Source organism: Streptomyces sp. CB01373 (assembly GCF_002803075.1).
Lineage (GTDB): Bacteria > Actinomycetota > Actinomycetes > Streptomycetales > Streptomycetaceae > Streptomyces.
Genome location: NZ_NNBK01000001.1, coordinates 251,479 through 266,934, shown reverse-complemented (window position 1 = coordinate 266,934; position 15,456 = coordinate 251,479). Strand labels below are relative to the sequence as shown.

The following is a 15,456-nucleotide window of genomic DNA, read 5'->3' as shown; positions in this document are numbered from 1 at the left end:
GTACCGTGACAGAGGTTCGGGCTCCCGGCCCTGAACTGCGCGTATGGCAGACACGGTTGGCATCGCCAGGGGAACCGCCGGGACTCGGGCGGACACGCCGGGAGACGGACGGTAACGGCCACCAGGACGGTGAACGATGGGACAGCGCAAGGACATCGACGGCTCGGCAAGCGTTCCCACCTTCTATGGCAAGGAGTTGCGCTGGAAACGGGAGGAGGCCGGGCTGACGCTCCAGCAACTGGTCGACGGCAGCTTCTACGGTCCGAGCCATCTCAGCGAGATCGAGCGGGGCGAGCGGCGGATGCCGGCGGAACTGGCCGAGCATGTGGACCGGGTGCTCGGCACGGACGGCTTCTTCAAGCGGCGCTGCGAGGACGTGCGCAACGCCAAGCGGCGGGGCCACGCTCGTTACTTCGAGCGCGTGCTGGAGGCGGAGAAGCACGCGGAGACCATCGAGGAGTGGTGCCCGACCCTGATTCCGGGACTGCTCCAGACGGACTCGTACGCGCGGGCGGTGGTGCGGGCGACGCACCCGCTGGCACCGGACGACGAGGTGGAGGAAAAGGTCGCGGCCCGCATGGCACGGGGCCGCCTCTTCGAGGACGACCACAGGACGCCCGTGTATTGGGCGGTACTGTCCGAGTCGTTGCTACGCCAGCCGATCCTGCCGCCTCAGGAAACGGCCGAACAGCTGGAGCACATCGCGACGCTGGCTCGGCGCCACCGGATCGTTCCCCAGATCCTTCCGTGGAACTGCGGGGCACATCCCTTCATGCTCGGGACGGCCATGCTCATGACCTTTCCCGACGCCCCACCCCTGGTCTACACGGAGGCCCTGCACAGTGGGAACACCATCGACGATCCAGGCCTCGTGAAGGAGTACCGCAGGTCGTACGATCTGCTGAGGGCCGCCGCGCTACCACCCAAGGCGTCCCTCGCCCTGATCGAGCAAGCGGCTGAGGATGACCGAAATGGCAAGCAACGAGATTGACTTGACCACCACCATCTGGCGCAAGAGCAGCTACAGCAACGGCAGCGGCGGGAACTGCGTCGAAGTCGCCGACGGGCTCACGGGGATCGTTCCCGTCCGGGACTCCAAGCTCTGCCACGGCCCGGTTCTCACGGTCACGGCTCCCGCCTGGACGTCGTTCGTCATCGCTCTGAAGAACGCCCCCGCCCCACGGACTTCGTAGGCGCCGACCGGCGCTTCAGCACGAACAGCCCGTCGCCATCCACTTGGGCGTGGTCTGCCTTCACCACGTCGTCCTTCTACGCGCATGGACTGGTGCTGGGTCTCCGTTGTATCGAGAAAGGCTCGGAATCCATGTCGTTCCCCCCGCCGTCCCATCCTCCTCAGCCGCCCGCGTCCGCGCCCGGCCCGGGACAGCCCTGGGGGCCACAGTGGAACCCGGCGGGACAGCCGGTCCAGCCGACGCTGAACGGTTTCGCGGTCACGGCGCTGGTGACATCGCTGGTGTGCCTCGCTCCCCTGGGGCTGATATTCGGCATCGTCGCGCTGGTGCAGATATCCAGGAACGGGCAGCGGGGCAAGGGGCTCGCGATCGCCGGTATCTCCGTCTCCGGCGCGGTTCTGCTGCTGGCCGCCCTCGTCGCGGGGACGGCCGACTTCAAGGTGTGGACGCTTCCCGGCAGGGACGGCAACGGCGACGTCACGAGCAGCGGGTGGACCACGATCTACTCGCTCCGGACCGGTGACTGCTTCAACCCGGGATCCGAGATCAAGCGGGACCAATCAACACTGAACGACGCGAGTGTGGAGCTGGTGCCGTGCGACGCGTCGCACCGAGGGGAGGCGTACGCCTCCTTCAAGCTCTCCGAGCAGCGGGACTTCCCGGGCCCCGACACGATCACGGCGATCGCGACGCCCCGGTGCGGGAAGCTCTTTCTCGACTACTCACTCGATCCGGGGACCTTCGGACCGCTGCAGACCTACTTCTACTATCCGAGCGAACGGAACTGGGCCACCGGAGACCGCACCGTGCGGTGCTGGGTGGGCCCGAAGGGCGACGCGGAAATCGACACCACGGTCAGGCGCGACGAGTCCAACCTGGACTCCGGTCAGCTGGCCTTCCTCTCCGCCGTGAAGCCGCTGAACGCCACGGGCATGCTCCGTCCGGCGCAGGGCCCCCAGGGCGATCTCGACGAAGCCAAGGCCTGGGCCGGGCAGATGGCCGAAGCGCAGGCCGAGAGCATCCGGCTGCTCAAGGACGCCGACCTGCCCGGGGCTCAGCGGCCGACCGAACAACTCGTGGCGGAATTCGAAGCGGGGCTGCCGTTCTGGCGGCAGGCCGCCAAGGCGTCCGACGCTGACACCTTCCTCGGGCATCTGCGGTCGGTGGACGAGCACAACGGGCACACCCACGTCCGCCGGATACGCGAACTGCTCGATCTCCCGCTGCCCAGCACGACGCCGACGCAGACACGCCACGAAACGTCCGCTCCGGGACCCGTGTGACCTTTCCCGCTCCCGCCCGGCCCCCGGGAACACCACGGGGGCCCGTGGTGTTGGTCTGCTGCGGCAGATCGGAGGTCGGACGGTGCACGGTGAGTACAAGGTGCCCGGCGGGAAGCTCGTCGTCGTGGACGTCGAGGTGGAGGACGGCGCGCTGCGGCACGTGCGCGTGGCGGGTGACTTCTTCCTGGAGCCGGACGAGGCGCTGGACGCGGTGAACCGCGCGCTGGAGGGCGCCCCCGCGGACACCGACGCGGCTGGCTTGGCCGCCCGGATCGACGCGGGGCTGCCCGAGGGCACCGTGATGTACGGGCTGACGTCCGAGGGCGTCGGTGTCGCGGTGCGTCGCGCGCTGGCGCACGCCACGGACTGGACGGACTACGACTGGCAGCTCGTCCACGACGGCCCGCAGTCCCCCGCCCTGCACATGGCCCTGGACGAGGTACTGACCGCGGAGGTCGCGGCGGGCCGGCGTCCGCCGACCCTGCGCGTGTGGGAGTGGGCCGCGCCCGCGGTGATCATCGGCAGTTTCCAGTCGCTGCGCAACGAGGTGGACCCCGAGGGGGCGGCGCGGCACGGCGTCGCGGTGGTGCGCCGGATTTCCGGCGGCGGCGCGATGTTCGTCGAGCCGGGCAACACGATCACGTACTCCCTGTCGGTGCCGGAGGCGCTGGTGCAGGGGCTGTCCTTCCAGGACAGCTACGCCTACCTGGACGACTGGGTGCTCGGCGCTCTCGGCGACATGGGCATCCGGGCCTGGTACCAGCCGCTGAACGACATCGCCACCGACCAGGGCAAGATCGCGGGCGCCGCGCAGAAGAGGGTGGTGGGGCCGGGCGGAGGGCCCGGAGCGGTGCTGCACCACGTGACCATGTCGTACGACATCGACGCCGACAAGATGGTCGAGGTGCTGCGGATCGGGCGGGAGAAACTGTCCGACAAGGGCATCAGGAGCGCGAAGAAGCGGGTGGACCCGCTGCGCCGGCAGACCGGGCTTCCCCGCGAGGCGGTCATCGCGCGGATGGTGGAGTCCTTCCGCGCCCGGTACGGGCTGACCGCCGGCAAGGCGACCGACGAGGAACTGGCCCTCGCGCGGGAGCTGGCGCGGACGAAGTTCGGTTCGGAGCAGTGGACGGCGCGGGTGCCGTAGCCTCCTACGCGCACGCCTTCACCGGTCCCGACTCCGCGGCGAGGGTGGGGAGTTGACCGGTGCACGGCGGCAGCGACACTGCGACATAAGCAGCAAACGGTACGCCAGGGGCAAGCGACCGTGACCGTCCGGCTACGGAGCGCGGTATCGCTTTCGCCGCGCGGGGACTCGTGTGACACTGAGGTCCCGTCCGCGGTGTGGAATCGCTCCGCGTCCGTCCCCCACACGAGAAGTGCGCCGTGCGTGAACTTCCCCTCCCTCTCGCGCTCACCGCGCGTCTGAGTCCGGTCGTCGTGCTCGCCTGCGCGGGCTGGGCGTTGACGTCCGGCCCGTTCGCCGCGTCGCCGGCCGCCGCCGACCCCAAGGCCGCGCAGCAGGAGGAGCGCGGCACCGACGACCGGTCGTCCTCCGAGCCGTCCGCGCCGTCGTCGACCGCGGTGACCAAGACGTACGCGTCCGCCCCGGTGCCGTGCACCAGCATCGCCGAGAAGACGATCACGTCCCTGGTGCCGGGTGCCAAGACGACGGGCAAGGAGATTCCGTCGACGGACACCAACGTGCGCCGGACCTGCTCGTGGAACGCGCTCAAGGGTTACGACTACCGCTGGCTCGACGTTTCCTTCGAGATCATGGCGACGGACGAGGCGGCGCTGAAGTCGTACCAGCAGCGGACCACCGACAAGAGCGGCGGCGGGGCCGTGCCCGGCCTCGGGGACAGTGGCTACTCGGTGGTCAACCTGACCACCGAGGACAAGCAGGAGACCCGGGAGGGCGTGGTGCTGGCCCGCTCCGCCAACGCGATCGTGGTCGTCACCTACAACGGCAGCGACTTCGAGTCGAAGAAGGCGCCGAGCACGGACGAGATCAACAAGGGCGCCATCAAGGCCGCCAAGGAGGCGATGGCCGCCCTGGAGAAGGGTCGTACCGGCTGACCGTCCTCCAGAGCGGCGCCGCGCGTCAGGCCGTGACCCGCGTCAGGCCGTGACGCGCGTCAGGCGGAGGCCCGCTGCCGAGTGCGCGCCGCCATCAGCAGCAGGTACAGCACCAGTGAGGTGCCCAGGCCCACCGCCCAGCCGTAGTCGGCGAGGGACCTCAGGGCCGGGATGGGGCGGCCGTCGATCAGCGGGTGGAAGTCCGCGCCGCCGACGGCCAGCACGCCGCCCGTCACGAAGGCCACGACCGCCCGCCAGTTCCAGCCGCCCTCGTACCAGTAGCGTCCGCCGCCCGGGCGGTACAGGTCGGCCAGGTCCAGTCGGGAGCGCCTGAGGACCCAGTAGTCGGCGATGAGGATGCCGGCCACCGTGCCGAGCAGACCGCCGACCAGTCCGAGCCAGGTGAAGATGTAGCCCTGCGGGTCGGCGTACAGCTTCCACGGGCACATCACCACGGCGAGCACCGCGGTGACCAGCGCGCCGGTGCGGAAACTGACCTTGCGCGGCGCGATGTTGGAGAAGTCGAAGGCCGGGGAGACCATGTTGGCCGCGATGTTGACCGACAGGGTCGCCACCAGCACGGTCACCAGCGCGTACACCAGGCCCACCACGTTGTCGGTCTTCGCCGCCAACTGCACCGGGTCCCACACCGGCTCGCCGTACACGGCCTGGGAGCCGGAGGTGACCAGCACGGACAGGAACGCGAACAGGGTCATGGTCGTGGGCAGTCCGAGCGCCTGGCCCCGGGTCTGCGCCCTCTGGCTCCTGCCGTACCGGGTGAAGTCCGGGATGTTCAGCGACAGGGTGGACCAGAAGCCGATCATGCCCATCAGGGACGGCGCGAACAGCTTCCAGAAGTCCGCTCCCCAGCCCAGTTTCGACGGCTGGTCGAAGAGCGGGCCGAGTCCGCCGGCCTTGCTGCTCATCCACCACAGCATCACGAAGGCGCCGACGAGCACGAAGGGCGCCGCCCAGTTCTCGAACCGGCGGATCGTCTCCATGCCTCGGTAGATGACGGCTACCTGGATCGCCCAGAAGATGGCGAACGACAGCCACATCGTCCAGGCGTGGCCGCCCACCTTCGCGGCGTCCGTCCAGCCGCTCCCGATCAGCTTCCCGGCGAGGAAGTAGATCGCCTCGCCGCCGATCCAGGTCTGGATGCCGAACCAGCCGCACGCCACCAACGCCCGTACGACGGCGGGCAGGTTGGCGCCGCGCACGCCGAAGGAGGCGCGGGCGAAGACCGGGAAGGGGATGCCGTACTTGGGTCCCGCGTGCCCGGTGAGCAGCATGGGGACCAGCACGATCAGGTTGGCCAGGGCGATGGTGAACACCGCCTGCTTCCAGTCCATGCCGACGGCGATCAGGCCGGAGGCCAGGGTCCAGGAGGCCGTGTTGTGGGCCATGCCGACCCACAGCGCGGAGAAGTTGTACGTGGTCCAGGTGCGCTGGGCGACCGGGACGGGCAGCAGGTCGGCGTTGGCGTAGGGACCGCTGGGCGGCGGGGTGCCGGGGGCGATCTCCACGCGCCCGTCGGGGAGGGTGACCTGCGCGGACGGCGGTATGGCCGGGGGAGCGGTGTCGGTCATGGGCAGCCCAATCGAGGAGACGGGTCGAAACGGGGCGGTGCGGGCGCCCGGCCCCTCCCCGGGGAGGTGGGGAGGGGGGACAGAGGGGGGATGGGAACAGCGCTCGGGGACTCAGGAGTTGACGGCCGGGATGATCTGCTGTCCGTACGCGTCGATCACGGCTTCCTGCGCGTCGTGCATGTCGTACACGGCGAACTGGTCCACGCCCAGCTCGCGCAGCGCGTTCAGCTTCTCGATGTGCTTCTCGACCGGTCCGACCACGCAGAACCGGTCGACGATCTCGTCGGGCACGAACTGCGTGTCCGGGTTGCCGCTGCGCCCGTGGTGGGCGTAGTCGTAGCCCTGGCGGGCCTTGATGTACTCGGTGAGCTCGTCGGGGACGGCGGCGGAGTGCTCGCCGTAACGGGCGACCAGGTCGGCCACGTGGTTGCCGACCATGCCGCCGAACCAGCGGCACTGGTCGCGGGCGTGGGCGAGCGCCTCGGGCGAGTCGTCGGCGGTGACGTACGCGGGGGCGGCGACGCAGATCCTCACCGCGGACGGGTCGCGCCCGGCCGCGGCCGCCGCGTCCTTCACGGCCTTCACCATGTACTCGGTCAGATACAGGTCGGCGAGCTGGAGGATGAAGCCGTCGGCCTCCTCTCCGGTCATCTTCAGTGCCTTGGGCCCGTACGCGGCCATCCAGACGGGCAGTCGGGCACCGGGCCTGACCCACGGGAACTTGATCACCGTGCCGCCGAGGTCGGCCTCCTCTCCCCTGCCCAGCGCCCGGATGACCTTCATCGCCTCGCTGATCCGGGCCAGGGTGTTGGGCTTGCGGCCGGCCACCCGCATCGCGGAGTCGCCGCGGCCGATGCCGCAGACCGTGCGGTTGCCGAACATGTCGTTGAGGGTGGCGAAGGTGGAGGCGGTGACCTCCCAGGTGCGGGTGCCGGGGTTGGTGACCATGGGACCGACGGTCAGCTTCTCGGTGTTCGCAAGGATCTGGCTGTAGATCACGAACGGCTCCTGCCAGAGCACGGCGGAGTCGAAGGTCCAGCCGTAGCGGAAGCCGTTGCGCTCGGCGCGCTGCATCAGGTCGACCACACGCGAGGCCGGCGGGTCGGTCTGGAGGACGAGTCCGAAGTCCATGGGCGGCACTCCTAGTCGAGGTACTGGCAGGTGGAGCGCGGGGTGTAGACGCCGTGCCCGGCGCGCCCGGTGTACTCCCGCTCGGTGATGACAAGTTCGCCGCGGGAGAGCACGGTCTCCACCCGGCCGGTGATCCGCCTGCCCTCGTACGCCGAGTAGTCGACGTTCATGTGGTGGGTCTCGGCGGAGATGACCTGCTCGGCGTGCGGGTCGTAGATGACCACGTCCGCGTCGGCGCCCGGCGCGATGGTGCCCTTCTTCGGGTACATGCCGAACATGCGGGCCGGGGTGGCGCAGGCGATCTCGATCCAGCGGCGGCGCGAGATGTGCCCGTCGACGACGGCCTGGTGGAGCAGGTCCATCCGGTTCTCCACGCCCGGCATGCCGTTGGGGATCTTGGAGAAGTCGCCGCGGCCGAGTTCCTTCTGACCGGTGAAGCAGAAGGGGCAGTGGTCGGTGGAGACCACCTGGAGGTCGTTGGTGCGCAGGCCCTTCCACAGGGCCGCCTGGTGCTCCTTGGGGCGAAGGGGTGTCGAGCACACGTACTTGGCGCCCTCGAAGCCGGGCTCGGCGAGGTTGTCGGTGGACAGGAACAGGTACTGCGGGCAGGTCTCGCCGAACACGCTGAGCCCGTCGTCGCGTGCCCTGGCCAGTTCGGCGACCGCCTCCTGCGCCGAGACGTGCACGACGTACAGCGGCGCGCCCGCGACCTGGGCGAGCCGGATGGCGCGGTGGGTGGCCTCGGCCTCCAGCAGGGCCCTGCGCACCTCTCCGTGGTATCGCGGGTCGGTCTCCCCGCGGGCCAGTGCCTGTTCGACCAGCACGTCGATGGCGATGCCGTTCTCGGCGTGCATCATGATCAGCCCGCCGTTGTCGGCGGCGCGCTGCATGGCGCGCAGGATCTGCCCGTCGTCGCTGTAGAAGACGCCCGGGTAGGCCATGAACTGCTTGAAGGAGGTCACGCCCTCCTCCACCAGCAGGTCCATCTCCTTCAGCGTCTCCTGGTTCACATCGGAGACGATCATGTGGAAGCCGTAGTCGATCGCGCAGTTGCCCTCGGCCTTGGCGTGCCAGGCGTCCAGGCCCTCGCGCAGGGATCCGCCGACGGTCTGGATGGCGAAGTCCACGATCGTGGTCGTGCCGCCCCAGGCGGCGGCCCGGGTGCCGGTCTCGAAGGTGTCCGCGGCGTAGGTGCCGCCGAACGGCATCTCCATGTGGGTGTGGCCGTCGACCCCGCCCGGGATCACGTACTTGCCGGTGGCGTCGACGGTCCGCTCGGCGGTGAAGGCCTCGGCGGCCGGGGTGCCGGAGGCGGCGAGGGCGGCGATGCGGCCGTCCTCGATCAGGACGTCGGCGTGGATCTCGTCGGCGGCGGTAATGACGAGGCCGCCGCGGATGACGGTGCGGCTCATGCTCCCTCTCCTTCCGGTCGGGTGTGCACGGTGGGGCGCGGGTCCCCGGTCAGGGCGCGGTCAGCGGCTCGTACGTGCCCGGGGCGCGGTCGCGGTAGAACTGCCAGCGGTCGCGGACCTCGCGCAGCTTGGCCAGGTCCAGGTCCCGCACGACGAGTTCGGTGTCCTTGTCGCTCGCCGGTTCGCCGACGAACTGCGCCTCCGGGTCCACGAAGTAGGAGGTGCCGTAGAAGTCGTTGTCGCCGTACTCCTCGACGCCGACCCGGTTGATCGCGCCGACGAAGTACTCGTTGGCGACGGCCGCCGCCGGCTGCTCCAGCTGCCACAGGTAGCCGGACAGTCCGCGCGAGGTGGCCGACGGATTGAAGACGATCTCGGCGCCGGCCAGTCCGAGGGCCCGCCAGCCCTCCGGGAAGTGCCGGTCGTAGCAGATGTAGACGCCGATCCGGCCCGCCTTGGTGTCGAAGATCGGCCAGCCGCTGTTGCCGGGCCGGAAGTAGAACTTCTCCCAGAAGCCCTTGACCTGCGGAATGTGGGTCTTGCGGTACTTGCCGAGGTAGGAGCCGTCCGCGTCGATCACGGCGGCGGTGTTGTAGAGGACGCCGGGCTGCTCCTCCTCGTACATCGGCAGGACCAGGACGAGGCCGAGTTCCTTCGCGAGCGCCTGGAAGCGCCGGACGATCGGGCCCTCGGGGATCTGCTCGGCGTACTCGTAGAAGGCGGGGTCCTGGACCTGGCAGAAGTACGGTCCGTAGAACAGTTCCTGGAAGCAGAGCACCTGGGCGCCCTGCGCGGCCGCGTCGCGGGCCGCCTGCTCGTGGACCTGGATCATGGATTCCTTGTCGCCGGTCCACGCGGTCTGGAAGATGGCGGCGCGGATCACCTTGCTCATCGGGACCTCCACTCGCTGGATGTGCCGGGAGCGTAGAAAGCCTGCGGCTCGGCTTTGAGGTGCACCGTGTCACGTCTGCGGGGGCGGGGCGTGCCACCGTGTCACTCCGGGTCCGTCCCATGTCTCACCGCCGTTCTCCCGGCCGTCCTTCCGGCTCACTCCTGCTGCGCGTCGTGCGCGAGGAGCGCGATGTGCACCGAGGCGGCCTGTTCGAAGTCGTCGAGGTCCACCCCGAGGCACGCCTGTATGGACTCCAGGCGGCGGTAGAGCGCGGGCCGGGAGACGTGGTGGAGCTGGGCGGTGCGGGACTTGTTGCGGCCGGTGGCGAGGTAGGTGCGCAGCACGGGCAGCAGGTCGTCGGCGGCCCGGCACAGCAGTCCGTCCAGCTCACGCTCGGCGAAGGACTGCACATGCGGGTCGTCGCGCAGCAGCCGGACGAGTCCCCGCAGGTGCACGTCCTTCAGGCGGACGACGGCGGGCAGGTCCAGGGCGTCGGCGGAGTCGGCGACGGCCTGGGCGACGTGCCGGGCCTCGCGCAGCCCGGCGGGCACGTCGTCCCAGACGGTGCGGGCGTCCGCGGCGGCGACGACCGCGCGGTCCGCGCCGGACGCGTCGCGCAGCCGGGCCGCGAAGTGCCGGGTGAGGGCGTCGGCGTCCTGGTCGCGGGCGAGGCTGAGCAGCACGGCGGTGACGCCCTCGGCGAGCTCGGCGACCAGCCCGGGAAGGCCGAGCAGGCGCAGCAGCCGGTCGAGCGCGGCCACCTCGCCGTCCGGTACGACCAGCGGGACGAAGGTGCGCCGGTTGACCGGCAGTCCGGCGGCGCGCGCCCGGGGCAGCAGTTGCCGGGCCGGTACGGCTCCGCCGACGAGGTCGGTGAGCAGGCCCTGCGCGGACTGCTCCTCCCAGGAGCAGCCGGCGTTGCCGCCGAGCATGCGGTGCAGGACGAGGGCCTCGGCGGCGCGGTCGGCCAGCAGCCGTCCGGTGGCGCTGTCGCCGCGGTGGCCGCACAGCACGATCCGTCCCCACCGCTCGCCGCGCCCGCCCAGTTCGGCGCGGATCCAGCCGTCGCTCTGTCCGGCGCCGGCCTGCCGGGAGATGCGCTCCCAGTCCCGCAGTACGTCGTCGACCGCCGACCGCTCCCCCGCCGTGGCCAGGACGCGGTGGGCGAGGTTGGTGACGACGACGGGGCAGGCGCTGTGCTGGGCGATCTCGTCGAGCAGTGCCTGGAGGGGGGCGCCCGTCGTGATCAGCGCGGTGAGGGCGGTGCGTACGGCCTCCGACAGGCTGACGGAGGCGAACTTGCGCCGTACCAGCCGGGACTGGACCTCCTCGGTCAGTTCGGCGAAGGGGAAGGGGCGGTGCAGGACGACCAGGGGGAGCCGGCACCGCTCGGCGGCCCGGCACATCACGTCCGGCGGGGTGGGGAAGGCCCGGCCCAGGCCCAGTACGACGGCCGCGGCCTCGGCACGATGCAGGGAGCGGATGTACTCGGCCTGCTTCTCCTCGTCGCCGGCGAGCAGCACGCCGGTGGTGAGGACCATCTCGCCGCCGCTGAGCATCACGCCGACGTCGGCGGCCTCGGCGACGTGCACCCAGCGCACGGGCCGGTCGAGGTGGCCGGCGCCGGCCACCACCTCGGGCTCCCCCGCGAGCACCCGCTCCATGGTGAGGACCTGGCGCACCGACAGGGCGGGTTCCTGCGGGTTCCAGGTGGTCGGGGGTGTGTCCGAGGCGGTGGTCATGGCGACGTTCCCCTCTGCGTGCGGTTCGGTTCGCCTCCGGGGCGCCGGTGCCGTGGCACTGGTACGCGGCGCTTGGTGCCAGTGCCGTGGCGCTAGTACGCGGCGCGCAGTGCGCCCTCCAGGATCGCGGCGCCCTCCTCGGCCTCCGCGACGGTCAGGGAGAGCGGCGGGGCGATGCGCAGGGCGCTGGTGCTGTGTCCGCCGCCCTTGCCGATGAGCAGGCCGCCCTGCCGGGCCGCCTCCAGCACGGCGGTGGCCGCCTGCGGGTCGGCCTCGTCGGTGCCCGGCCGGGTCAGCTCGACGCCGATCATCAGGCCGCGTCCGCGGACCTCCCGTACGCCGGGCAGTTGGGCGGCGACGGCCCGCAGCCGCTCGATGAGGAGTCCGCCGACGCGTCGGGCGTTGCCCTGGAGGTCGTGTTCCAGGAGGTAGTTGAGGTTGGCGAGGCCGGCGGCCATGGTGAGCTGGGTGCCGCCGAAGGTGGAGATGCTGTTGGCGTCGAGGCAGTTCATGATCTCGGCGCGGGCGACGACCCCGCCGATGGAGGCGCCGTTTCCGATGCCCTTGGCGAAGGTGACGATGTCGGGCGGTCCGCTGCGTGCGTGCGCCTGCCAGCCCCAGAAGTGGTCGCCGGTGCGGCCCCAGCCGGTCTGCACCTCGTCGGAGATCCACAGGATGCCGTGCTCCTGGAGCACGTCACGGAAGGCGGCGTACAGGCCGTCGGGCGGGGAGGTGAAGCCGCCGACGCCCTGGACGGGTTCGGCGATCAGCGCGGCGGGCGGGCGCGTGTGGCCGAGGAGGTCCCTGAGGTCCTCGACACAGGCGGCGGTGAACTCGGCGTCGCTCAGGTGGGCGAAGGGGCCGCGGGTGCGTACGCCGCCGTGGACGTAGAGCGTCTGGAGCGGGGACAGGGAGGTCGGGGACCAGCCTCGGTTGCCGGTGATGCCCACGGCGCTGAAGGAGCGGCCGTGGTAGCTGTTGCGCATGGCCAGGATGGTGTTGCTGCGCCGATGGGTGGTGGCAAGCAGCAGGGCGGTGTCGTTGGCCTCGGTGCCGGAGGTGGTGAAGAACACCCGAGCGTCCGGGATGCCGCTCAACTGGGCTACGCGCTCGGCGAGTTCGACCATCGGACGGTTGAGGTAGAGCGTGGAGGAGTGGATGATCCGGCCGGCCTGCTCGGTCACCGCCTTGGTGACCTCGGGCAGCGCGTGGGCGGTCATGGTGGTGAGGATTCCGCCGAAGAAGTCGAGGTAGCGCCGGCCGTCGGCGTCCCAGACGTGACGGCCCTCGCCGTGGGTGATCTCGATCGGGTCCTCGTAGTAGAGCGCCAGCCAGTCGGGCGCGACGGCCCGGTGACGGTCGTACAGGTCGCTCACGGCTGCACCAGCCCTTCGTAGGCGTCGGGGCGGCGGTCGCGGTAGAAGGCCCACTGCTGCCGCACCTCTTCGATGAGGTCGAAGTCGAGGTCGCGGACGAGGAGTTCCTCCTTGGAGCCGTCGGCGACGTCTCCGACGAACCGTCCGCGGGGGTCGACGAAGTAGCTCGTTCCGTAGAAGTCGTTGTCGCCGTACTCCTCCCGGCCGACGCGGTTGATCGCGGCGACGAAGTACTCGTTGGCGACGGCGGCGGCCGGCTGTTCCAGCTGCCACAGGTAGGCGGACAGGCCGCGGTGGGTGGCGGAGGGGTTGTAGACGAGCTGGGCGCCGTTCAGGCCGAGCTGCCGCCAGCCCTCCGGGAAGTGGCGGTCGTAGCAGATGTAGACGCCGACCCGGCCGACGGCGGTGTCGAAGACGGGCCAGCCGAGGTTGCCGGGTTTGAAGTAGTACTTCTCCCAGAAGCCCTTGACCTGCGGGATGTGGTGCTTGCGGTACTTGCCGAGGTAGCTGCCGTCGGCGTCGATCACGGCGGCGGTGTTGTAGTAGAAGCCGGACTGCTCGACCTCGAACACCGGGACGACGATCACCATGCCGGTCTCGCGGGCGAGTTCCCGCATGCGCCGGACCGTGGGCCCGTCGGGCACCGGCTCGGCCCAGCGGTAGTGCTCCGGCTCCTGGACCTGGCAGAAGTACGGCGCGTTGAAGACTTCCTGGAACCCGATGATCCGGGCCCCCTGACGGGCCGCCTCGCGGGCGTGCTCCTCGTGTTTCGCGACCATGGACTCGGTGTCGCCGGTCCAGGTGGCCTGGACCAGGGCCGCACGGACGACGTTGGCCATGAGCTGCTCCTTCGACGTACGTCAGAGCCTCTACGCCCGTAGAACAGGCCTAGAGGCACGAACGTAAGCCTCTTCTCCTGGCTTGCCAAGACCATTGTCGTCAACCCGCGAAGTCGATCGTGTTTCGCACTCCGGTGGGTGAGCGCGTGGGAGCCGGTGCGAGGGACGTCACGGCGAGGCGGGGACCGGGGCGCTCACCCTGGCCAGCAGCTCGCGGGGCGCGGGGGCGGCCTGGAGCCCGGGAAGCAGCAGCAGCCACAGGGCGGTCAGGCGGTCCTCGATCAGCAGACGGCCGTCGAGGACGTCGGAGAGCGTGTGGAGGCCGAAGAAGGCGGCGACCAGGGTGGGAGCGTCCCGCCCGGGTTCCGCCCCGGGGGCGAGACCGCCCTCGTCACGGGCGGCGACGAGCATGCGTTCGACGGCGGAGATCCAGTCCACGAACGGCGGGGGCATCTCCACGTCGATGGACCGCCGCTCCGCCCACAGCCGCGCTCCGGCGCGTACGACGACGTCGTCACGGAACGCCCGCGCCACCGAGAAGCTCAGCCGCACCAGCCTCTCCAGGGCGGGCCCGGCCACCGACTCGTGCCGGGCGACCAGGGCCGGCCAGGCGGCGAAATGCGCCTCGACGACGGCGAGGGCGAGCTGTTCCTTGCCGGCGTAGTGGAAGTAGATGGCCCCGCTGGTACGGCCGGACCGTGCGCTGATGTCGGCGATACTGGTCCCCGCGTAACCCCGTTCGAAGAACAGGTGAGCTGCTGCCTGCAATACGGCTCTGCGGGTTTCCTCCGCCCGTTCCTGCACGCGTCTCCCTCGTCCGTCGGTGCGTCGCGGGGAGGAATCTATCGGCCTTTGCCGTACGGCCGGGAGAGCCCAACATGCGAAACTCTTAATAGTCTTATTAGCATTTTTCCATGGACTCCGGATCGCGCACACGGTATTCCCGCACACCGTCGACCGGATCCGTCGGCCCCACCGGCCTTTCCCCCCTCCGCTCCCTCGGCCGGTCCCGGACGGTCGAGCGCGAACTGGTCCACCGGACCTCCGTGGCCGAGGTGTTGCTGACCGACGTCCTCCCTCACGGCGCGCTCTCCTACTCCGCCGCCGCCGCGTGGCCGCGCTCGCACCCCACGTTCCCCCGCGGACGCGACGACCGGCACAGCCCCTGGATGATTGTCGAAACCCTGCGCCAGCTCGGCATCTACATCCCGCTGCGCCACCTCGGCGTGCCCTCCACCGCCCGCTTCCTGATCGACGACCTCTCCTACGCCCTGGACGTGGACGCGGAACCCACGGCCCCCCACGGGGCCAGCGAGGTCACCTGCCTGGCGCAGGTGGACGGCCTGCGCACCGACCGCGACGGCGGCGCGCTGACCGGGCTGCGCATGCGGGTCGACTTCCTGGCCGGACGGCGGCCGTTCGCCCGCGCGGCGGGCGGAGCCCGGTTCCTCGACGCCGAGCGCTACGCGCGGCTCCGGACCGGCGCCGGCGCGGCCGTGCCGTCCGGGTCCGGGCCGCGGCCCGAACCCGCCCTGCTGGGGCTGGCGTCGGAGGCGGACGCCGTCGTCGCCCTGGCCGGCGAGGAGCTGCTGGTGTGCCCCGCCGATCCGCGTCACCCGTTCCTGTTCGACCATGGAACGGACCATGTGCCCGGGGCGGCCCTGCTGGAGGCGGCGCGGCAGGCGATCGCCCTGCGCAGCGGAGGGCGGCTGGTGCGGCCCGTCGCCTGCCGGATGTCGGCGCTGCGGTTCACCGAACACGCTCCGCCCGCCGTCATTCACTGTTCCCCCCGGGGCCGCACCGGCACTTTCCTTTTCCGGCAGGGCGGCACCACCACGGCCGAAGGCGTATTCCGATACCCGTGAGGTGTCACCCACACGTGCGTATTGCGGCGATGAATATCCGCGACCGGCCAAGCGG

At 70.7% G+C, this 15,456-nt stretch carries 14 protein-coding genes; 6 read left to right on the top strand and 8 right to left on the bottom strand.

Annotated elements, in window-relative coordinates:
- The first annotated feature begins 136 nt into the window (after positions 1 to 136).
- The 5 genes from CG719_RS01245 to CG719_RS01225 all read left to right on the top strand — a co-directional run bounded on the left by CG719_RS01245 (position 137) and on the right by CG719_RS01225 (position 4,555).
- Complete coding sequence (locus tag CG719_RS01245) at positions 137 to 991, top strand: helix-turn-helix domain-containing protein (RefSeq protein ID WP_100566556.1); 855 nt, start codon at positions 137 to 139, stop codon at positions 989 to 991.
- Positions 972 to 1,193, top strand: coding sequence for a DUF397 domain-containing protein (locus CG719_RS01240; RefSeq protein WP_100566555.1), 222 nt, complete (start codon positions 972 to 974; stop codon positions 1,191 to 1,193). The genes CG719_RS01245 and CG719_RS01240 overlap by 20 nt, the downstream gene beginning before the upstream one ends.
- Before the next feature lie 131 nt (positions 1,194 to 1,324).
- On the top strand, positions 1,325 to 2,476 hold the full coding sequence (locus CG719_RS01235) for a DUF4190 domain-containing protein (protein WP_100566554.1): 1,152 nt from the start codon (positions 1,325 to 1,327) through the stop codon (positions 2,474 to 2,476).
- 82 nt (positions 2,477 to 2,558) lie between these two features.
- Positions 2,559 to 3,623, top strand: a complete 1,065-nt coding sequence (locus tag CG719_RS01230) for a lipoate--protein ligase family protein (protein WP_100566553.1) — start codon at positions 2,559 to 2,561, stop codon at positions 3,621 to 3,623.
- 239 nt (positions 3,624 to 3,862) lie between these two features.
- Positions 3,863 to 4,555, top strand: a complete 693-nt coding sequence (locus CG719_RS01225; protein ID WP_100566552.1) for a hypothetical protein — start codon at positions 3,863 to 3,865, stop codon at positions 4,553 to 4,555.
- 59 nt (positions 4,556 to 4,614) lie between these two features.
- Here CG719_RS01225 and CG719_RS01220 read toward each other — a convergent pair whose 3' ends face one another.
- The 8 genes from CG719_RS01220 to CG719_RS01185 form a co-directional block, all read right to left on the bottom strand.
- A complete protein-coding gene (locus CG719_RS01220) occupies positions 4,615 to 6,144 on the bottom strand; it encodes an NCS1 family nucleobase:cation symporter-1 (protein WP_100566551.1) in 1,530 nt (509 codons plus the stop codon).
- A gap of 111 nt (positions 6,145 to 6,255) precedes the next feature.
- The gene (locus CG719_RS01215) at positions 6,256 to 7,275 is read right to left on the bottom strand and encodes a TIGR03842 family LLM class F420-dependent oxidoreductase (RefSeq protein WP_100566550.1); all 1,020 of its coding nucleotides are present in this window, start codon (positions 7,273 to 7,275) and stop codon (positions 6,256 to 6,258) included.
- A gap of 11 nt (positions 7,276 to 7,286) precedes the next feature.
- Positions 7,287 to 8,687: a dihydropyrimidinase gene (gene hydA / locus CG719_RS01210; RefSeq protein WP_100566549.1), complete on the bottom strand. Its 1,401-nt coding sequence runs from the start codon at positions 8,685 to 8,687 to the stop codon at positions 7,287 to 7,289.
- A gap of 49 nt (positions 8,688 to 8,736) precedes the next feature.
- The gene (locus CG719_RS01205) at positions 8,737 to 9,579 is read right to left on the bottom strand and encodes a nitrilase-related carbon-nitrogen hydrolase (RefSeq protein WP_100566548.1); all 843 of its coding nucleotides are present in this window, start codon (positions 9,577 to 9,579) and stop codon (positions 8,737 to 8,739) included.
- Between the two features lie 155 nt (positions 9,580 to 9,734).
- Entirely contained in the window at positions 9,735 to 11,321 is a 1,587-nt protein-coding gene (locus CG719_RS01200; protein ID WP_100566547.1) for a PucR family transcriptional regulator, read from the bottom strand.
- 92 nt (positions 11,322 to 11,413) lie between these two features.
- A complete protein-coding gene (locus CG719_RS01195) occupies positions 11,414 to 12,697 on the bottom strand; it encodes an aspartate aminotransferase family protein (RefSeq protein WP_100566546.1) in 1,284 nt (427 codons plus the stop codon).
- The gene (locus CG719_RS01190; protein WP_100566545.1) at positions 12,694 to 13,536 is read right to left on the bottom strand and encodes a nitrilase-related carbon-nitrogen hydrolase; all 843 of its coding nucleotides are present in this window, start codon (positions 13,534 to 13,536) and stop codon (positions 12,694 to 12,696) included. Before CG719_RS01190 ends, CG719_RS01195 begins: the two co-directional genes overlap by 4 nt.
- A 168-nt stretch (positions 13,537 to 13,704) precedes the next feature.
- A complete protein-coding gene (locus CG719_RS01185) occupies positions 13,705 to 14,340 on the bottom strand; it encodes a ScbR family autoregulator-binding transcription factor (protein WP_100566544.1) in 636 nt (211 codons plus the stop codon).
- Between the two features lie 110 nt (positions 14,341 to 14,450).
- On the opposite strand from CG719_RS01185, the gene CG719_RS01180 reads away from it, so the two are divergent.
- Entirely contained in the window at positions 14,451 to 15,401 is a 951-nt protein-coding gene (locus tag CG719_RS01180; protein ID WP_100566543.1) for a ScbA/BarX family gamma-butyrolactone biosynthesis protein, read from the top strand.
- Positions 15,402 to 15,456 lie beyond the last annotated feature (55 nt).

What these genes read in the sequence shown, in the direction of transcription:
- CG719_RS01205 (WP_100566548.1), bottom strand. Translation starts at nt 9,579, where the DNA reads ATGAGCAAGGTGATCCGCGCCGCCATCTTCCAGACCGCGTGGACCGGC.
- CG719_RS01200 (WP_100566547.1), bottom strand. Translation starts at nt 11,321, where the DNA reads ATGACCACCGCCTCGGACACACCCCCGACCACCTGGAACCCGCAGGAA.
- CG719_RS01235 (WP_100566554.1), top strand. Translation starts at nt 1,325, where the DNA reads ATGTCGTTCCCCCCGCCGTCCCATCCTCCTCAGCCGCCCGCGTCCGCG.
- CG719_RS01190 (WP_100566545.1), bottom strand. Translation starts at nt 13,536, where the DNA reads ATGGCCAACGTCGTCCGTGCGGCCCTGGTCCAGGCCACCTGGACCGGC.
- CG719_RS01215 (WP_100566550.1), bottom strand. Translation starts at nt 7,275, where the DNA reads ATGGACTTCGGACTCGTCCTCCAGACCGACCCGCCGGCCTCGCGTGTG.
- CG719_RS01180 (WP_100566543.1), top strand. Translation starts at nt 14,451, where the DNA reads ATGGACTCCGGATCGCGCACACGGTATTCCCGCACACCGTCGACCGGA.
- CG719_RS01245 (WP_100566556.1), top strand. Translation starts at nt 137, where the DNA reads ATGGGACAGCGCAAGGACATCGACGGCTCGGCAAGCGTTCCCACCTTC.
- CG719_RS01240 (WP_100566555.1), top strand. Translation starts at nt 972, where the DNA reads ATGGCAAGCAACGAGATTGACTTGACCACCACCATCTGGCGCAAGAGC.
- CG719_RS01220 (WP_100566551.1), bottom strand. Translation starts at nt 6,144, where the DNA reads ATGACCGACACCGCTCCCCCGGCCATACCGCCGTCCGCGCAGGTCACC.
- hydA (WP_100566549.1), bottom strand. Translation starts at nt 8,687, where the DNA reads ATGAGCCGCACCGTCATCCGCGGCGGCCTCGTCATTACCGCCGCCGAC.